The following is an 18,842-nucleotide window of genomic DNA, read 5'->3' as shown; positions in this document are numbered from 1 at the left end:
TTTTATCCAAGAATTCCTGACAAGGCATTTAACTGCCCTAGCATTAATAACAATCCCATCAAAATAATCAAAGCTCCCCCGATTTTCTTTAGTAGAATCATATGGGGTTTTAATTTACTAAAATAGGGCATAATCCAGCCCGAAGCCAAGGCCAAAACAATGAAAGGAAGGGCCATTCCCAATGTGTATACTAATGTTAACACGGCTCCTTGCCAAGCACCATTGCCACCGGAAGCTGCTAGGGCCAAGACTGAACTTAAGACTGGTCCGATACAAGGGGTCCAACCAAAACTAAAGGTTATCCCAAGTAAAAAGGCTGACAGATAGTGATTCGACTTTGATTGTTTAAAGGTTACTGTCTTTTGAACTTCCAGTTTATTGAAATGCAAGATTTCCATCTGGTGAAGCCCTAAAAGAATAATGACTATTCCCATAGCATAACGAAACCAGTCTGCATAGAGCATGTGCCCTAGGAATCCAGCTCCAAATCCTAAAATAAAGAAAATGAGGGAGATTCCTGCAATAAAGCACAAGGTTCGAATTAAACCAGACCATGCAACGTCTCTTCCAAAAAAGCGAAAGCTTTTCGAATTTCCCTGATCATCCAGTAAAATACCAGCATAAACAGGTAGCAAAGGAAAGATGCAGGGTGAAAAGAAGGACAGGATACCAGCTAAAAAAACGGATACTAGAAATATAATCGACTCCAACGAATTACCTACTTTCTCAAAATTCTAATCCTATTTTACTACAAAAGAAAAAATTTGTAAGAAGTCTGCTACGCTTATTTATTTTGACTAAAGTTGACACAAAAAAAGGAGCTAAGCTCCTTTATTTTAATACGTTCCTTCTTCACCTTGACTGGTCAAGATAACAGGGCCGTCTTTGGTAATCACGAACTGGTGTTCATATTGGCAAGACAGGCCGCCATCTATAGTCTTATGAGCCCAGCCAGTCTTCATATCTGTATCAATTTCCCAGTCACCAGTATTGATCATGGGTTCAATAGTTAGTACCATTCCTTCACGGAGACGGAGTCCACGCCCTGCAATACCGTAGTTAGGAACCATTGGCTCCTCGTGCATAGTTGGACCAACACCATGACCAACCAAATCACGAACGACACCGTAACCGCGACTTTCAGCGTATTCTTGAATGGCTGCACCGATATCACCGATACGATTGCCAACAACTGCTTGCTCAATCCCTTTATACATAGCTTCCTTGGTCACGTCCATCAGGTTTTTCACTTCTTCAGACGGTGTACCAACCGCATAAGCCCAACATGAGTCAGCTAAACCACCAGTATAACTTTGGGTGTATTTTTTCATTTGCTCAACATTGTTGAAGTTGAGTTTAGATACATTGAGGTCGGATTTGGCAATCGGACCACCCAATACCATGTCAACCTTGAGCAAATCGCCCTCTTTCAAGATGTAATGACGTGGAAAAGCGTGAGCTACTTCGTCGTTGAGAGAGCAACAAGTGGCATAGGGGTAATCCATGACTGCACCATCCACACCAATCTGTAAAGGAAGGAAATTCTCCTCTTTACAACGTCGTCGAACGTACTCTTCAACTTCCCACATATCCACGCCTGGCTTAATCAAATCACGTAAGCCGATATGGATACTTGCTAGGAAATCACCAGCCTTGTCCATGGCTTCGATTTCACGTGCTGATTTTAAAGTTATCATTTTTTCTCCTAGATTCTAATTAATTTTAACCGTAACATTTGCTTTTGAAACAATCTGATGACCATGATAAATATCATAATCAATAATAGCTGAGCGTCTCGTGTGGTGAATAATACGAGCCTGAATCCGCAAAGTATCATCTATCTGCACAGCCTGCAAGAAATAAATCAACATCTGCTCAATGATGAGATTACGTCCGCTATTGACAACGAGGTCTTGGGTCATATGGTTGAGGATTTCAGCCAAGACTCCATTAGCAAGGACACCATTTTTCTCCAACATGAAGGGCTCAACAGTAATAACGACTTCATCATGATGATAAGAGAGTTTTTGCCCGATTTGCTCTGAGAAGGTCGGCAAAGCAGAAACTTGGGAACGGCTCATCTTTTCCATGACATCTCGTCGTGTTACGACACCGAGCAAGGTTTGGTTACTTCTGACAACGGGAACCATCTCAAAATCTTCTGCAATCATTCGTTGACTGACATTGGCAATATTAGTCGCTAAGCCTGTTACGAAGATGCTCCGCGTCATCACCTTGTCAATCGTTGTGCTGGGTGACTTATCTCCCGCATCACGCATGGTAACAACCCCAACAACCACTTGGTGTTGGTTAATAACTGGGAAACGGCTACTTCTGTTCTTACGGACCAAGTCTAGATAGTCTTTGACTGTATCCGTCTCTCTCAAAAAGCCATACTCATGACTCGGACGATAGAGCTTTTCGACTGTTAAAATGTCTGTTTTGATTTGAACATTTGAGAGAGCTTTGTTAATCATGGTTGCGACTGTAAAAGTATCATGCTTACTTCTCAGAACTGGGATACCTTTTTTATTGGCTAGAGTCAATACATCATCTTGGACATGGAAACCTCCAGTCACAAGGACTGCATTTTCATTTTCCAGCGCTAAAAGTTGAATGCGAGTGCGGTCTCCTACGATCAACAGACCACCATCATGGAGATAAGACAGGATATTTTGCTCTGTCATAGCTCCAATGGAGAATTTGCTAAACTCTCTCTCCAACCCTTCCTGACCAGCTAAAACTTCAGATGAGGTGACTTCAGCAATTTCAGCATAGGTTAGCCTCTCAATAGCCACTTTCTGGGACTTGACCCGTATAGTTCCACTACGTGGCCGAGTTTCAACAATTCCACGATTTTCAGCTTCTTTGATAGCTCGGTAGGCTGTTCCGTCACTAACACCTAGGTGATTGGAAATACTGCGAACGCTAACTCTCTTCCCAATTGGCAACTCTTCCAGATAGGACAAAATTTCCTGGTGTTTACTCATTGAATTCTCCTTTTATGTATCGAAATTCAAGATAGTCCCTCATTTTTCGTGTATAGCGATCGCTTCCCTTAAACTGTCGGACGAGGCTAAAGCCTGATTTTAAGGCTACTTTTTGACTAGCTTGATTCTCCAGATGAGTGATGATGGATAATTGTTTTAAACCAAATTCTTCAAAGGAAAGCTGACAAAGCTTTGTAACCACTTCTGTCATAAAACCTTGTGACCAAGAATCCTTTTTTAAGAAGTAACCAATTTCTGCTTCTTTTTTGATTTCATCGATTTTTTCAAATTTAATGGAGCCAATCATTTCCTGATCTCCTTGAAGACAAATTGCCCAAACACCTAGAGGAGCCTTCATAAAATAGTTAGCAAGTGCGTACTGACTTTCTTCCAAACTTGCTTGACTGGGAAAAATAAACTGCAAATTCTCAGGGTTTGAAGCAATCTCGAAAAACGCTTGACTGTCACTAAAAAAGAAAGGACGCAAATACAAGCGCTCCGTTTCAAAAAAAGAAAACATTGCTAATTTGGTCCAAATATTCATAATCACCTCAACGGCTTAGTCTTCAACGAGTGTAATATCCGCTCCAAGACTACGCAATTTTTCAATAATATCTGAGTAGCCACGAAGGATAAACTCAATATTCGTAATTTCAGTCTGGCCCTGAGCCATCAAACCAGCGATGACAAGTGCAGCACCAGCTCGCAAGTCTGTAGCTTTTACACTTGCCCCGTGTAACTTACGACCACCGTTGTAAATAATGTGATCGTTTGTAGTCGTAATATCCGCATCCATTTTTGCTAACTCAAAGACATGATTAACACGTTTCTCATAAATCGTATCAATAATAGTTCCACGACCTTGGGCAGTTAGTAAAAGTGGCGTGATAGGCTGTTGCAAATCGGTTGCGAACCCTGGATAGGGAGCTGTTTTGATATTGATGGCCTTCAAATCAGACTGTTCTTCAACGAAGATACTGTCTTCTGAGACCGTCATACGAACGCCCATTTCCTCTAGTTTGGCGATAAAGCCTTCTAAATGTTCATAGAGAACGTTGTTAATGCGAATTCCTTTTCCTACCGCCGCAGCAAGTGAAATATAGGTTCCAGCTTCGATACGGTCTGGAATAACCTGATGACGCGTTCCATGAAGTTTCTCGACACCATCAATAATGATAATATCAGTTCCTGCACCACGAATATGGGCCCCCATGTTGTTCAAAAGGGTAGCAACATCGATAATTTCCGGTTCACGAGCCGCATTTTCAATGACAGTACGCCCCTTAGCTTTAACCGCAGCAATCATCGTGTTAATCGTTGCTCCAACGCTGACGGTATCCATGTAAATACTTGCGCCATGAAGCCCCTTACCTTGGGCAGATAAATTCATATTATCTCCCTCATAGCTGACCTTAGCACCCATGGCTTCAAAGGCTTTTAAGTGAAGGTCAATCGGACGAGGTCCCAGATCACATCCACCAGGAAGTCCAACTGTAGCTTCACCAAAGCGACCTAAAAGACTTCCGTAGAAATAATAAGAAGCACGCAAGCTATTAATCTTGCCATAAGGCATAGGAATGTTTTGAACACCTCTTGGATCAATCTCCAAGACATCATCATAACGCTTAACAGTCGCCCCCATAATCTCCATAATTTCGACAAGACTAGCAACGTCTGAAATATCTGGAACACAATCTAAAGTGACAATATCATCTGATAAGATAATAGCTGGAATAAGCGCTACAACACTATTTTTAGCACCACTAATGGTGATCTCACCTTGCAATGGACGTCCACCATTGATGACAATTTTTCTCATGTTTTACTCTTTCAAAATTTACTAAAAAGGTCTTTTCGTTCTATTATACCATAATTTTCAGTTTTTTCCCATTCCTATTTACTAAATACCATCTCATTTTGATAAAAAAAGACCTATCACTCAAGCTTTTCAGCCTGAAATGATAGGTTTTTGTGTTAGATTAGCGTACAGTGCGGATGCGCATTGTGTTTGTACGAACAGCTTCGCCAAGTGGTACACCTGCAACGATAACAATATCATCACCAGATTCTACCAAACCTTGCTCAACTGCAATTCTTTCAGCGAGATCAAACATATCATCAGTGTTTGATGGGCGATCAGTGGTTACTGGAATAACTCCCCAGTTAAGCATCAAACCACGCTCAGTCAATTCATCGAAAGTGATTGCCAAGATATCAGCATCTGGACGGTATTTAGAAATCAAACGAGCAGTGTGACCTGTCTTAGTAAGAGTAACCACCAACTTGATATTCATAGAATTTGTCGCATCCTTAACAGCTGAAGCCATAACCTCAGTCTTAGAATTACGTGACAAGTTAACAGATGACAAGCGACCGTATTCTTTTAAAAGAGTTTGAGCATTCTTGTCAATTGTTGCCATTGTACGAACAGACTCAAGTGGATATTTACCATTTGCAGACTCACCTGAAAGCATTGTAGCGTCGGTTCCGTCGATAACAGCGTTAAACACATCTGATACTTCTGAACGCGTTGCACGTGGTTTTTCAGTCATAGTTTCAAGCATGTTTGTTGCTGTGATAGCGACTTTACCAGCTGCATTTACTTTTGTAATAATCATTTTTTGGTAAACTGGAACCATTTCGAATGGTACTTCAATACCCATGTCACCACGGGCGATCATGATACCGTCAGCAGCTTCAATGATTTCATCCAAGTTGTCAATACCTTGTTGGTTTTCGATTTTCGCAAACAATTGAACGTGACCATTACCAGTTTCTTCACAGATTGCACGAACTTCGTTAACGTCTTTCGCAGTACGTACAAATGAAATCGCGATGAAGTTGATACCTTGTTCCAAACCGAAACGGATATCATCGTTATCACGTTCAGCAAGAGCTGGGAAAGGAATTTTAGTGTTAGGGATGTTTACACCTTTTTGTTTAGCGATAATTCCGTCGTTTTCAACTTCAACTTCAAACTCACGAGTTGCATCGTCTTTTGCAACAACGCGAAGACCCAATTTACCATCGTCAACCAATACTTGACGACCAACTTCAACATCATCGTAGATATCAAGAGCACCAGCAACGTTCAAAGCAATCACTTCACGAGTTGATTTGATTCCTTGTTTAGTTGCAACACGGATTTTTTCACCAGTTTTGTAAGAGTACTCTTTTGCGTCACCTTCAAACAATTCTGTACGGATTTCAGGTCCTTTAGTATCAAGAAGGAAACCAACTTTTTTACCTGCAAGTTTTTCGGCAAGTTTAACAGTTGCCATACGCTCACCTTGTTCTTGGTGGTCACCGTGTGAGAAGTTGAAACGGAAAGTGTTTGCTCCTGCTTCAATCAGTTTAGCAATGTTTTTAGCTGAAGCTTCAACATCAAGTTTTTCACCCCAGTATCCGTCTTCACCGAATTTTTTACCACCACGGATTTCAACCGCAGGACCTAAAGTTGCAACGATTTTTACACGTTTGTTCATGATTTTTGTGACTCCTTTATATAATTCGACCTTTTATGGTCATGTTACCAAATTAATGAAAGTTGATTAGGACAAGCTCTTGTTCAAAGCAGAAAGTTCAAGATCAGCTTTATGAGGGTTGTTAACAATAATCTTACCTTCTGCAGTTAAGCTAAACAAAGCTCCTTCTTCTGCTGTACCAAGAATTGGATTTTCAACCATTTTTTCGTTACGGATACCAACAGCGACACCACCGATTCCTTGTTTAAGGAGTTTAACAGCGTGTGCCCCCATGCGTGATGCCAATACACGGTCACGCGCAGTTGGTGATCCACCACGTTGGATGTGACCAAGTTCTGTTACACGAAGGTCACTAGTGTCTCCTGCTTCTTTTAGTTTTTGACCAAATTCAGCTGCTGACATAACACCTTCTGCCAAAACGATAATGTTGTGTTTTTTACCGTGCTCATAACCAGCTTTGATACTAGCTACGATATCTTCCATCTTGAAGCCTTCTTCAGGGATGATAATTTCATCAGCACCAGTTGCGATACCAGCCCAAAGAGCGATATCACCAGCGTTACGTCCCATTACTTCAACAACGAAAGTACGACGGTGACTTGATGATGTATCACGAATCTTATCAATCGCATCCATTGCAGTCGTAACTGCAGTATCAAATCCGATTGTAAAGTCAGTACCTACGATATCGTTATCGATTGTACCTGGAAGTCCAATAGCAGGGAATCCATGCTCAGTCAAGCGCATAGCTCCATGATAAGAACCATCACCACCGATAACTACGACTCCTTCGATACCGTGTTTTTTCAATTGCTCAATCCCTTTAAGTTGGCCTTCAAGTTGTGCAAACTCAGGATAACGAGCAGAATGAAGGAAAGTACCACCACGAGAAATGATGTCTCCTACTGAAGCAGCATCAAGCGGATAAATTTCACCGGCAACCATACCTGCGTATCCATCATAGATACCAAAAACTTCCATTCCTTCTGAGATTGCTTGGCGAACTACTGCACGGATGGCAGCATTCATACCAGGGGCGTCTCCACCACTGGTCAAAACAGCAATACGTTTCATTTGGTTTATGCTCCTTTTTCTTTTAACATTCCTACTGATTATACCACATTTAAATCGAAAATTCTTCTATTTTCCGTATTTTTAGCGATAAATCGTTTTCATAGCAATTCCCTCTAATTTTTCCTCTAGAGCAGAATCTTTTCTTACAAAATGTTGTGTAGAAACAACCGTTTTTCCTTCCTCTTCATACCTGATAATGACAGGGATTGGGCCTTTGTATTGTTCTAGGATATTTGAAATCTCTTTATCATTTTCATGATTTTTAACTTGAATCCAGAATCGTTCCGCCACTGCTTCTTTCAAATCTTGTGCAATCATTTGCAGACGACCATCTCGAGATTGAACTTTGCCATTGATGTAGTAAAATTTCCCTTCGGATAAATTGGAAGCAAATTTTCTATATTGGTCTGAAAATACAGTTACATCCATCCGAGACTTACTATCATGAACCTGTAGAAAAGCCATACTCTCGCCTTTCTTGGTTCGAATCACTTTAATCTTTTGCACTTCAACTAGGAGAGTGGCTTGAGCTCCCTCGGTTAGATTAGTGATTGGAGTGGTCGGATATAGGGCTTGTTTGGCAAGAGTTTGGAGAGGATGGGGACTGATACCTACCCCAATCAGTTCCTGCTCTTTGTAAAATTTCTCTGCCTCAGTAAAATCATCAGCTTCAGTCCAACTATAATTTGTATCCGCAAAGAGTCCACCTAACTCCTCAACAAAGACAAATAAGTTTGGTAGGTTCACTAAGATTTTCTGGCGATTCTTGTCAAATTCATCAAAAAGTCCTAGTTCAACCAAAGGCGTCAAAAGCGACAATTTCTTGTAATTCTTGGGAAGACGTGTGACAAAATCTTCAATGCTTGAGAAAGGACGATTTTCAATAATCCAGTAAGACAAATCTCTTGGCATTCCCTTAATGGCTTTTAGACCAAGATAGATTTTCTTCTTAGCAATTTTATCATGATAGGGAATGCTGTTGATTGCTAAGGGAGCTACTTCAAAGCCCATCTGCAATGCATCTACAATGTAATCACTGCTAGAATAGTTCAACATAACTTGAAAGAAAATAGCAGGATAGTGTGTCTTGAAATAAGCTAGTTGGAATGCCAGTGCTGAGTAGGCATAAGCGTGGGATCGGTTAAATCCATAGCCTGCAAACTTTTCCATCACTGCAAAAACTTGGTTGGCCTTTTCTTCTGTATGCCCCAATTTCATAGCTCCTGTGATAAAATCTTCCTTCATCAGATGCATCTCTTTGGCATTTTTCTTACCCATGGCACGTCTGAGAATGTCGGCTTTACCAAGACTGAATCCTCCAAAGCGTTGAGCTACCTGCATAACCTGCTCTTGATAGAGCATAATACCGTAGGTTGATGAAAGGATGTCTTCTAAGGCAGGGTCTAACACCGTCACCTTTTCTTTACCATGCTTACGAGCGACAAAATTATCAATATAATCACTTGCCCCCGGTCTATTGAGGGATGTCGTTGCTACTACCTCTTCAAAGACTTGCGGCTGAACTCGTTTCAAGAGCCGAATGGCGCCAGGTTGTTCAAATTGGAAAATCCCCTTGGTATTTCCAGCAGCAAAGAGGGCCAGAGTTTCTTTGTCTTCCAGGTCAATCTCTTCGATTTTTAGATGAACGCCCTCTGATTCCGCAAGTAATTCTTTCATTTTTTGTACGAAAGTCAGGTTACGTAAGCCGAGGAAATCCATTTTTAGAAGTCCATTGGCTTCAACACCATGAGCATCATACTGGGTGATGAGCATATCCTCACCATATTTTAGAGGAATATAGTCCGTCAAGTCTTGGTCACTCATAACGACTCCTGCCGCATGGATAGAGGTCTGACGAGGATACCCTTCAATCTTTCGAGCAATCTCAAAAGCTTTTTGGTATTCGATCTTACTATTGATGACCTGTCTAAATTGCAAATTCTTTTCATAGGCCGTCGTTAGCGTATCTCGGAAACTGATTTTTTTCGTAATATTTGTTAATTCGTACTCAGGGACACCATAACGTTTGAAAACATCACGAATTGCCTGTTTTGCTCCAAAGGTCGAATAAGTGACAATCTGTGCCACATGTTGACTACCATAGCGATCACGAACATAGCGAATGAACTCCGGCCTATAAAGGTCAGGGATGTCGATATCGATATCGGGCATGGTATAGCGCTCACGATTTAAAAAGCGCTCGAAAATCAAGTTCTTCTCAACCGGGTCAATTCCTGTAATATCCAGTGAGTAAGCCACCAGACTACCAACCGCAGAACCACGCCCCATTCCCATATAATATCCTTGGGAACGTCCAAAACGGAGCAAATCCCAAACTACAAGGAAATAATCGTCAAAGCCCATATCATGAATCACAGCTAATTCCTCATTCAGTCGCTCATGATAGATAGCTGAGGTTAGCCCCTTGTCACTCAAGCCTTGCTCAGCTCTCTCTCTAAGTTCTTCGACCGCTGGTCTTTCAGGATTAAAGCGAGGGAGTTTTAAACTTGGGTCGATTTGATAGCTTACATTCTCTATCAGACCTTGGAGATTGGCAAGCGCCTGAGGGAAGCGATTTTTAAACCGTGCTTCCAAGTCTGAGGCAGGTAAAAAAATCCCTTGTTGTGAATGCAGATCCACTTCTCTCAGACTGACATTGTCCTTGACTGCTGATAAGATTTGTAAAACTTGAATATCTTCTTTTTCAAAAGAGTTGACCTGATAGAGTGGAAGAATTGGTCTAGTAAAGACTTCTTGAGGAGTATCTAGACTGACACCGATAAAATAATCGTGCCCCAAATCTAACTGTTCGATTCCCTCAAAATAGGGAACAATAATAGCAACATCTTCGAGGTGGGAGGTGAAGTCAGACCAATTTTTCCGTCCAGTCATTTTTAAAGTGGATAACTTCATCAACTCTTGATAACCTTTAGTGGATAGGGCTAGAAAACGTAGAGAGAGATTCTCCTCATCTTTGACCAAGGTCATTTCTAAACCAATTAAAGGTTGAATGCTATGCTTACGAGTTGCTTCTAGAAAATGATAGGCTCCATAGAGATTATCCACATCCATGATAGCAAGGTGAGAATAGCCGTATTCTTTAGCCATTTGTAAATATTTTTCAATCGAAACCACACTTTCCATAAAACTATAAACAGTCTTGGTGTCGAGCTGTGCAATCATTTCTTCTCCTCCTTGCTTTCGTTTTACTACTATTATACCATTTTAAGCTGGATATTGAAGCAACTCTGCACTTTCTTTTCAATATCCTCAGTTACAAACTTTTTCTCTTCTTAGTGTTAAATTCTTCACTTTTCAAAGGAAGAAAATAAAAATTAATATTATATAATAGTTTTAAATGTAAATTTAGATATATTTATACCAAACGAAGAATAATAAAGATAGGAGTTATATGCAGTTTTACATATAAAAATCTCTAGAAAAAGGCTTACTTCTATAGTATTTATTCAGTATTTTATAATAACTTACCAAATAGATATGCTGGTTTAAGAAATTTATTTCATTTAAGTTTATTTATTCCATTTTTCCCTCTTTTTTGATATAATAAATTTAGTTGTTTTCAAAGGAGAGAAACATGCGTTTTAATCAATTCAGCTATCAACCAACCACTAGTTCTCAACGATTTGAGGAATTAGAAGGTCTTGGTCTAAAGCTGTCACCCCAACTGTCCTTAAAAAGACAGTTTGAAGATTTCATTCGTTGGAGTTTTTTCACTTATTCTAACACGGATTATGCCTTGTCGACTTTGGCTGCGGATAAAGAAACAGATTTAGTAACTTTTTTCCAGTCAGACCGTGAGTTAACTGCGGAGATTTTCTACACAGTAGTTTTTCAACTTTTAGGATTTAGCTATCTTGTTGACTTTGAGGATGCCGAACAGTTTCGTAAAGAAACTGGTTTTCCTATTGTTTATGGAGATCTCATTGAAAATCTTTATCAGTTACTCAATACGCGAACGAAAAAAGGAAATACGCTCATCGATCAGCTTGTTAGTGATGGACTCATTTCAGAAGATAATCACTACCACTACTTTAACGGTAAGAGCTTGGCAACCTTCTCTACTCATGATGTCATTCGTGAAGTCGTGTATGTCGAGAGTCGTGTGGATACTGATAACGACGGTCTCCCTGACTTAGTCAAGGTCAGCATTATTCGCCCGCGTTATGATGGACAGATTCCTTCAGTCATGACTGCCAGCCCTTACCACCAAGGGACCAACGATAAAGCCAGTGACAAGGCTCTCTACAAAATGGAAGGGGTGCTTGAGGTCAAACCGCCCCACACCATTGAACTTGAGGAGCCCAAGCTGAATTTAGTCGAATCTCATGGTCAAGCAGAAGTCGTCTCAGAAGCTGAAGAAAAGCTATCTCATATCAATAGCTCATATACACTCAATGACTACTTCCTCCCACGTGGATTTGCCAATCTCTATGTATCAGGTGTTGGAACCAAAGATTCTCAAGGTCTCATGACCAATGGTGACTACCAGCAGATTGAAGCTTATAAAAATGTCATTGATTGGCTCAATGGTCGTTGTCGTGCTTTCACGGACCACACGCGCAAGCGCCAAATCAAGGCTGACTGGTCAAACGGCAAAGTCGCAACAACAGGTATTTCCTATCTAGGTACCATGTCTAATGGTCTCGCCACCACTGGTGTTGATGGTTTGGAAGTGATCATCGCAGAAGCAGGTATTTCCTCTTGGTACAACTACTATCGTGAAAATGGTCTGGTAACCAGCCCAGGTGGTTATCCAGGTGAGGATTTTGACTCACTTGCTGAATTGACCTACTCCCGCAATCTCTTAGGCGGTGACTATATTCGTGGCAATGAAGCTCATCAAACGGACTTAGAAAAGGTTAAAGAGAAACTCGATCGCAAGACTGGTGACTACAATCAGTTTTGGCATGACCGCAACTATCTGCTCAATGCTCACAAGGTTCAAGCTGAGGTCGTCTTTACGCATGGTTCCCAGGATTGGAACGTCAAACCTCTTCATGTTTACCAGATGTTTCATGCTCTTCCTAGCCACATCAATAAGCACCTCTTTTTCCATCATGGTGCCCATGTCTATATGAACAACTGGCAGTCGATCGACTTCCGCGAGTCCATGAATGCCTTGTTAAGTAAGAAATTGTTAGGACTTGACTCAGGCTATCAACTTCCGACTGTCATCTGGCAGGACAATATCGCACCGCAAAAATGGCAAGGTCTTGATAACTTTGGCAAACAGGATGAACTGCATACCTTCTCTCTTGGTAATGATGAAAAAGTGATTCAAAACCAGTATGATCAAAAAGATTTTGATCGTTATGGTAAGACTTACCAGACCTTCAACACTGAACTTTACCAAGGAAAAGCCAATCAAATCACCATTGACCTTCCAGTAAGTCAAGACATTCACTTAAATGGGCGAGTGGAGCTGAAACTTCGTGTCAAATCGAGTACGAACAAGGGCTTATTATCAGCCCAACTGTTAGAACTTGGACAAAAGAAATATCTGCAGCCTTATCCAGCTGTTTTAAATGCTAGAACCATTGATAATGGTCGTTACCACATGTTAGAAAATCTCTGTGAACTGCCATTCAACCCAAGTGCCCAACGTGTCATCACCAAAGGCTACCTTAATCTTCAAAATCGAACCAATCTCTTGATGATTGAAGAAATCCAACCAAATGAATGGATGGACTTCCAGCTAGAGCTTCAACCAACTATCTACAAACTTAAAGAAGGAGATACTCTCCGTTTGGTTCTCTACACCACAGACTTTGAGATTACAATTCGAGATAATACAGACTATCAGTTGACTGTTGATTTAGCACAGTCTAGTCTTATCCTACCTTGTCAAAAGGTATAATCTACCAGACTTTCAATATGGAAGTATTCAAAGGAAAAGTCAATGAATTTGACCATTGAACTTCCTATAACCAAAGTTTTCCACTTGAACAGTCGAATCAAACATAAACTTTGTATCAAATTCAGTTCATCTAAAAGCATTTTAGAAGCCCCTAGATAGAACTTGGACAAAAGATACTTCCTCTAACCAACATGTGTAACCATTTATCATACACGCTACTACACCACATGTTGGAAATCTCTGTGAATTACATTTAGAGTAAATTCACAAAACGCCGTGACAAAAAGCTACCCAAATTGAATGATTCACTGTCATTAAAGAACATCAATGTAGATAAACGGATCGCTACCCAGTTTATCTGCACGCAACTAGTGACAAGTTAAAAGAAGGAGAATCTCTCCATCTAGTTCTTTATCCTACTGACTTTAAAATCATCATACGTGACAATACCGCCTACCACCCCGACTGACATTTTCGTTCAGTCCACGCTACTGTACCTTGTAAAAGGAGTACTTACTTTATGAACAAATCAGAACACAGACACCAACTTATCCGCGCCCTCGTTTCAAAAAACAAAATCCATACTCAAGCTGAATTACAAGCTTTGTTAGCGGAAAATGATATCCAAGTTACTCAGGCTACCTTATCACGCGATATCAAAACCATGAACCTTTCAAAAGTGCGCGAAGAGGATAATTCTTATTATGTGCTAAATACAGGCTCTATCTCCAAGTGGGAAAAACGTCTTGAAAACTATATGGAAGACGCTCTTGTTATGCTGCGTCCTGTGCAACACCAGGTTATTTTGAAAACTTTACCCGGTTTAGCCCAATCGTTTGGATCTGTAATTGATTCCTTGGCTTTTCCAGATGTCGTTGCAACCCTTTGTGGAGATGACGTCTGCATGATTATCTGTGAAGATGCTACAAAAGCGCAAGCGTGTTTTGAGAGTCTTAAAAAATATGCGCCACCATTTTTCTTTAGTGAATAAAACAAATCCCGTGATCAAAAGATCACGGGAATATTTTATTTCTTTGACTGTGTATCTTCTTTCTTTGTACGTGCCAATCGAAGAGCACGTTTTGGATTGAGACGATTAAACAATTCTTCTAGTTTCTTTTCATTCCATACATCTGCTGCAGAAACAAAATTTCCATCTGCATCTCGGAATGATATCGGTTTATCTCCCATATCAATCTCCTAGTCTACAAATTCAAATTCAAATTTACCAATCCGGACCAAATCGCCATCTTTGGCGCCACGTGCACGAAGGGCTTCGTCAACCCCCATACCACGAAGCTGACGAGCAAACTTCATGACCGATTCGTCACGGTCAAAGTTGGTCATGTTAAAGAGTTTCATGAGTTTTTCACCAGAAAGTACCCATGTCGCATCATCATCACGACTAATCTCAAAGGCTTTTTCTTCCTCGTCAAAGCCATAGTAAGCCTCTTCTTCCATATCGGATTCATCATAAATCGGGAATTCTGGAGTCTTGTCTAACAATTCAGCTGTCGCGTCTAAAAGAGTCGCCAAGCCTTGCTTGGTCAATCCAGAAATTGGGAAGATGGCTGGAAGTTCCTCAAACTCGTCGTAGTTTGCAGCCAACTTTTCCTTGAAAGTTTTCAGATTTTCCTGACTTTCAGGCATATCCATCTTGTTGGCCACGATAATCTGTGGACGTTCCATGAGACGAAGATTATAGGATTCCAATTCCTTATTGATAGCAAGGTAGTCCTCATAAGGATCACGTCCTTCACTAGCTGACATATCGATGACATGGAGGATAACTCGAGTGCGTTCGATATGACGAAGAAACTGGGTTCCAAGACCAACACCTTGACTAGCCCCTTCAATCAAACCTGGAAGGTCTGCTACTGCAAAAGATTCACCTGACTGTGTACGAACCATACCCAAATTAGGGACAATCGTAGTAAAGTGGTAAGCACCGATTTTAGGTTTAGCTGAAGTGATGACACTAAGCAAAGTTGACTTTCCGACAGATGGGAAACCGACCAAGCCGACATCCGCTAGAATCTTCAATTCCAGTTGCAACTCACGTTCTTGACCTGGCTCTCCATTCTCAGAGATTTCAGGTGCAGGATTTTTGGGAGTGGCAAAACGGATATTTCCACGACCACCTCGACCGCCATGAGCCACGATAAATTCCTGACCATGTTCAATCAAGTCTGTAATGACTTTGCCAGTTTCTGCATCACGTACAGTAGTCCCCTGTGGCACGCGAACACGTAGATCTTCTGCACCACGTCCGTGCATTCCTTTGGTCATTCCTTTTTCACCGGAATCAGCCTTGAAATGACGGTTATAGCGGAAATCCATCAAGGTACGTAAGCCTTCGTCTACCACGAAAACAACGTTACCTCCACGTCCACCATCACCACCCCAAGGACCGCCATTAGGGACATATTTTTCACGGCGAAAGGCAACCATGCCATCGCCACCATTACCAGCCTTGACCTTAATCTTGGCTGTATCTAAAAACATACTCATATTTTCTTCTCACTTTAAAAAGGCTGGGGAGAACCCAGTCATTAGTTATTGTTTCTATCCCCGTAGCTTGCTTAGAATCTACTAAAAGCTCCAAGCGCAGTTGCAAAGATACCAGCAAGGGTTACAAACAACATGATGAGCACGACAACAAGTGTCACCTTTTCAAACAATGTTTTTTTACGTTTTCCGTTATCTCCAAAAGCCATAACTTCTCCTTTTTCTATATAATTCTAATTTAATATTCTGTTGAAACTGGTGCAATCAACCATAAAATGATATAAGCAAGGACTCCTGTCCCATAACAAAATGCAAGAACAGCCCAAATGACACGAACAATTGTTGGATCAATATCAAAATAATGAGCAACTCCTGCGCATACTCCACCAATTTTTTGATCTTTTCCGCTTCTCATTAATTTTTTCATTTTTTCTTCCTCTTATTCTATTATTTGAATTCGTCTCTCCAATAATCTCTGATGCTAGACAATTGTTTTCGAGACGCTCTTAAAATACGCTTGGATTCTTTTACTGGGCTTGTAACAGCCTGTTGAGGTAGATAGAGAATCGTTTTTAAAAAGCGCTGAGTGACAGGCTGTCCATCATGTAGCTCATGTTCAAAGTTATTTGAGATAATGGCATCAAGGTAAAACTCATGAACTCGTTTCCCAAAATTTTCAGCCGAAATCTCGTACAACTTATCCGCCAAATTTTGTTCAGACATATCAGGAGTAGCAATCAATGCTTCAAGGATAGCTCCTGCAAGCTCTCGTTCTCCATAGTAGAGGGTCCCAAACATTTTATCATTGATCAGATTTTCAAGATAGGGGTTGCCATGAGCAATAACAGGCGTTCCACTGGCTAGACTTTCTAGATAGGTTAAACCCTGAGTTTCACTCGTAGATGCTGAAATAAAGAAATCAGCTGCTTTATAGTACAAGGCTGTCTCACTGGGAGCAATCATACCTGTAAAAATCACATGTTTTTGTATGTTTAATTTCCCTGCTTGTTCTTTCAGACTGTCCAGATAAGGTCCGTCTCCAGCAACAACCAACTTCACCTTTTCTTCTTCTTTCAAAACCTGTGCAAAGGCGACTAAGACTGCTTGGATATTCTTCTCAAAGGAGATACGAGAAAGGCTCAGCAGCATTTTCTCGCCTTCCTGAATACCTAACTTCGAACGAAGCTCTAGTAAGTTTTCCTCTTTGATCTCAGGTCGTTCAAACTTAGCCAGCTCAATTCCAGTTGGGATGACACGCTTTTCAACCTTGACTTTGTATTTAGATAAAAGGTCACGAACAATCTCACTAGGGCAAATCACGCCATCTACATCATGAAGGAAGCCACGCACCAAATATTTTACCATACTCGGACGAATTAGCATGCCCTTAGCAATGTAATGCACATAGTCTTCATACTGGGTATGGTAGGTATGAATAACTGGAATTTTCAATTCTCTCGCAATCCAAATTCCTAACAAACCAAGAGAAAATTCTGTCTGGGTATGAATAATATCGAGTTGATACTGCTTGGCAATTTCAAGCGCCTTTGTAAAACCTCGGTAGGCAAATCGTCGATCCTTAAACGCAAAGAAAGGGACACTCGGAATGCGAATAATTTGCCAATCCTCGTAGCGGTTCACATCTTTATCTGTTGTTGTAAAGATAAAAACTGCATGCCCCTGCTTTTCAAGCTCAGTTTTCAAAGTCCGAATACTAGTCGCGACCCCGGAAACCTGAGGGAAATAGGTATCTGTAAATAAACCAATTCGCATAAATTACCTCACTTTTTGCCCAAAGCAGCCTGTTCTCGATAAAATTTTAACCAGATTTCCAACAAATGCTCCTCAGAGTACTCTTTGGAGATCTCGCAAGCTTTTTCTTTCAAGTCTTTTAAGGCTTCAGAATCATTCTTGTATTCTAGGATTGCTTCTCTCATCTCGGAAACATCACTTGTAGCACGATAATTCCCATCAAGAATAACCTTATATAGATCCAAATCTCTTAACATAATCGGAGCCTCGCAACTAGCGGCCTCTAAGATGGTCATAGGGAATAATTCATTATAACTTGGTAGCAAGAACAGATCCGCCATAGCATAAAGTTCCCGCATCCGTTCGGGTGACACAATTCCAGGAAAAATAAGATTTTCAGGTGGATTGTCCATTATCTTCTTGTAGCGTTCATAACCATCTGTCATCCCACCAAATGAAAAACCACCTGCCCAGATAAAGGTAATTTCTGGCAATTCCTCAGCAAGACGGATAAAGTCATCAATCCCTTTACGTTTCTGAACCTGACCCGCACCGATTACGACAAACTGATCTTCCGCGAGATCCATTTCCTTCCGGAGTTGTGCAACTTGCTCAGCTGGTAATGCATGCCATTTATCTTTGTTTACAAAATTTGGAATATAAGTTACTTTTTCACGCGGAATACCAGCAGCCACTAAATCCTCGATAAACATGGGATTGACCACCACCAAGTGTTCCATTCGGTTGTAAAAGGAAAAAACATAGCGTTTGACAATTCCTTTTAGGAAAAATGGAATCTTTAAACTCCCCTCAAGCGTATCAGGCAAAAAATGCACATAGCCAATTTTTCTCCCAGAGCGTTTCTTTTGGAAAGTAGATAAATAATAAGGGAAATCAATGGTGTGAAAATGAGTTACATCTGCCTCTACAGGAAGATTCTCTGTAACAATCAACTGGTCTTTAGCATCGCGGTGAAGGAGACTAACCAATTCTCGATATGCTCCTGACACTCCTTGACCAGCTACTTTTTCACTTGAGCTTAGCATATTAATACGCAATTTTTCGTTTTCCATACCTTTCATTATACCATTTTATTTCCAGAAAATCAGCAAAAGAAAGAAGAGACGATTGGAAAAAGGATAAAATTATCCTATT

Annotated in this window: 16 protein-coding genes; 2 read left to right on the top strand and 14 right to left on the bottom strand. The window is 40.7% G+C overall.

What is annotated here, in order from left to right; translation table 11 throughout:
* Positions 1-2: 2 nt before the first annotated feature.
* The 8 genes from ccdA2 to HMPREF2853_RS05580 form a co-directional block, all read right to left on the bottom strand.
* Complete coding sequence (gene ccdA2, locus HMPREF2853_RS05615; RefSeq protein WP_002875594.1) at positions 3-710, bottom strand: thiol-disulfide oxidoreductase-associated membrane protein CcdA2; 708 nt, start codon at positions 708-710, stop codon at positions 3-5.
* 126 nt (positions 711-836) lie between these two features.
* The gene (locus HMPREF2853_RS05610) at positions 837-1,697 is read right to left on the bottom strand and encodes a methionyl aminopeptidase (protein WP_000631561.1); all 861 of its coding nucleotides are present in this window, start codon (positions 1,695-1,697) and stop codon (positions 837-839) included.
* A gap of 15 nt (positions 1,698-1,712) precedes the next feature.
* On the bottom strand, positions 1,713-2,990 hold the full coding sequence (gene spxR, locus HMPREF2853_RS05605; RefSeq protein ID WP_000033812.1) for a CBS-HotDog domain-containing transcription factor SpxR: 1,278 nt from the start codon (positions 2,988-2,990) through the stop codon (positions 1,713-1,715).
* The gene (locus tag HMPREF2853_RS05600; protein ID WP_070535189.1) at positions 2,983-3,534 is read right to left on the bottom strand and encodes a GNAT family N-acetyltransferase; all 552 of its coding nucleotides are present in this window, start codon (positions 3,532-3,534) and stop codon (positions 2,983-2,985) included. Before HMPREF2853_RS05600 ends, spxR begins: the two co-directional genes overlap by 8 nt.
* Positions 3,535-3,549: 15 nt before the next feature.
* Positions 3,550-4,809: a UDP-N-acetylglucosamine 1-carboxyvinyltransferase gene (locus HMPREF2853_RS05595; RefSeq protein WP_001227106.1), complete on the bottom strand. Its 1,260-nt coding sequence runs from the start codon at positions 4,807-4,809 to the stop codon at positions 3,550-3,552.
* Between the two features lie 160 nt (positions 4,810-4,969).
* Positions 4,970-6,475 (bottom strand): pyruvate kinase, encoded by a 1,506-nt coding sequence (pyk, locus tag HMPREF2853_RS05590; protein WP_001042815.1) that lies wholly within the window; start codon positions 6,473-6,475, stop codon positions 4,970-4,972.
* A gap of 66 nt (positions 6,476-6,541) precedes the next feature.
* On the bottom strand, positions 6,542-7,549 hold the full coding sequence (gene pfkA / locus HMPREF2853_RS05585) for a 6-phosphofructokinase (RefSeq protein WP_000820882.1): 1,008 nt from the start codon (positions 7,547-7,549) through the stop codon (positions 6,542-6,544).
* Positions 7,550-7,630: 81 nt separating this feature from the next.
* Positions 7,631-10,732, bottom strand: a complete 3,102-nt coding sequence (locus tag HMPREF2853_RS05580; RefSeq protein WP_070535187.1) for a DNA polymerase III subunit alpha — start codon at positions 10,730-10,732, stop codon at positions 7,631-7,633.
* A gap of 412 nt (positions 10,733-11,144) precedes the next feature.
* Here HMPREF2853_RS05580 and HMPREF2853_RS05575 point away from each other — a divergent pair, with 412 nt between their 5' ends.
* Both HMPREF2853_RS05575 and HMPREF2853_RS05565 read left to right on the top strand, forming a co-directional pair.
* Positions 11,145-13,427 carry a Xaa-Pro dipeptidyl-peptidase gene (locus tag HMPREF2853_RS05575; protein ID WP_070535185.1) on the top strand — a complete coding sequence of 761 codons (2,283 nt, stop codon included), beginning with the start codon at positions 11,145-11,147 and terminating at the stop codon, positions 13,425-13,427.
* A gap of 520 nt (positions 13,428-13,947) precedes the next feature.
* Positions 13,948-14,418 carry an arginine repressor gene (locus HMPREF2853_RS05565; protein ID WP_049477502.1) on the top strand — a complete coding sequence of 157 codons (471 nt, stop codon included), beginning with the start codon at positions 13,948-13,950 and terminating at the stop codon, positions 14,416-14,418.
* Positions 14,419-14,453: 35 nt separating this feature from the next.
* Here HMPREF2853_RS05565 and HMPREF2853_RS05560 read toward each other — a convergent pair whose 3' ends face one another.
* From HMPREF2853_RS05560 to HMPREF2853_RS05535, 6 genes are all read right to left on the bottom strand, one after another.
* Positions 14,454-14,618: a hypothetical protein gene (locus HMPREF2853_RS05560; RefSeq protein ID WP_000502576.1), complete on the bottom strand. Its 165-nt coding sequence runs from the start codon at positions 14,616-14,618 to the stop codon at positions 14,454-14,456.
* A gap of 9 nt (positions 14,619-14,627) precedes the next feature.
* Entirely contained in the window at positions 14,628-15,938 is a 1,311-nt protein-coding gene (gene obgE / locus HMPREF2853_RS05555; RefSeq protein ID WP_000061637.1) for a GTPase ObgE, read from the bottom strand.
* Between the two features lie 71 nt (positions 15,939-16,009).
* Positions 16,010-16,144 carry a DUF4044 domain-containing protein gene (locus HMPREF2853_RS05550; protein WP_000863851.1) on the bottom strand — a complete coding sequence of 45 codons (135 nt, stop codon included), beginning with the start codon at positions 16,142-16,144 and terminating at the stop codon, positions 16,010-16,012.
* Between the two features lie 29 nt (positions 16,145-16,173).
* Positions 16,174-16,362 (bottom strand): PspC domain-containing protein, encoded by a 189-nt coding sequence (locus HMPREF2853_RS05545; RefSeq protein ID WP_000735790.1) that lies wholly within the window; start codon positions 16,360-16,362, stop codon positions 16,174-16,176.
* Between the two features lie 20 nt (positions 16,363-16,382).
* Positions 16,383-17,708 (bottom strand): glycosyltransferase family 4 protein, encoded by a 1,326-nt coding sequence (locus HMPREF2853_RS05540; protein ID WP_049500621.1) that lies wholly within the window; start codon positions 17,706-17,708, stop codon positions 16,383-16,385.
* Positions 17,709-17,716: 8 nt separating this feature from the next.
* A complete protein-coding gene (locus tag HMPREF2853_RS05535) occupies positions 17,717-18,760 on the bottom strand; it encodes a glycosyltransferase family 4 protein (protein ID WP_049549996.1) in 1,044 nt (347 codons plus the stop codon).
* Positions 18,761-18,842: the final 82 nt, after the last annotated feature.

The organism is Streptococcus sp. HMSC077F03, assembly GCF_001812375.1.
In the GTDB taxonomy this organism is placed as follows: domain Bacteria; phylum Bacillota; class Bacilli; order Lactobacillales; family Streptococcaceae; genus Streptococcus; species Streptococcus oralis_S.
Note: the sequence above shows the minus strand (reverse complement) of the source record. Positions and strands in the feature narration are given on the sequence as shown.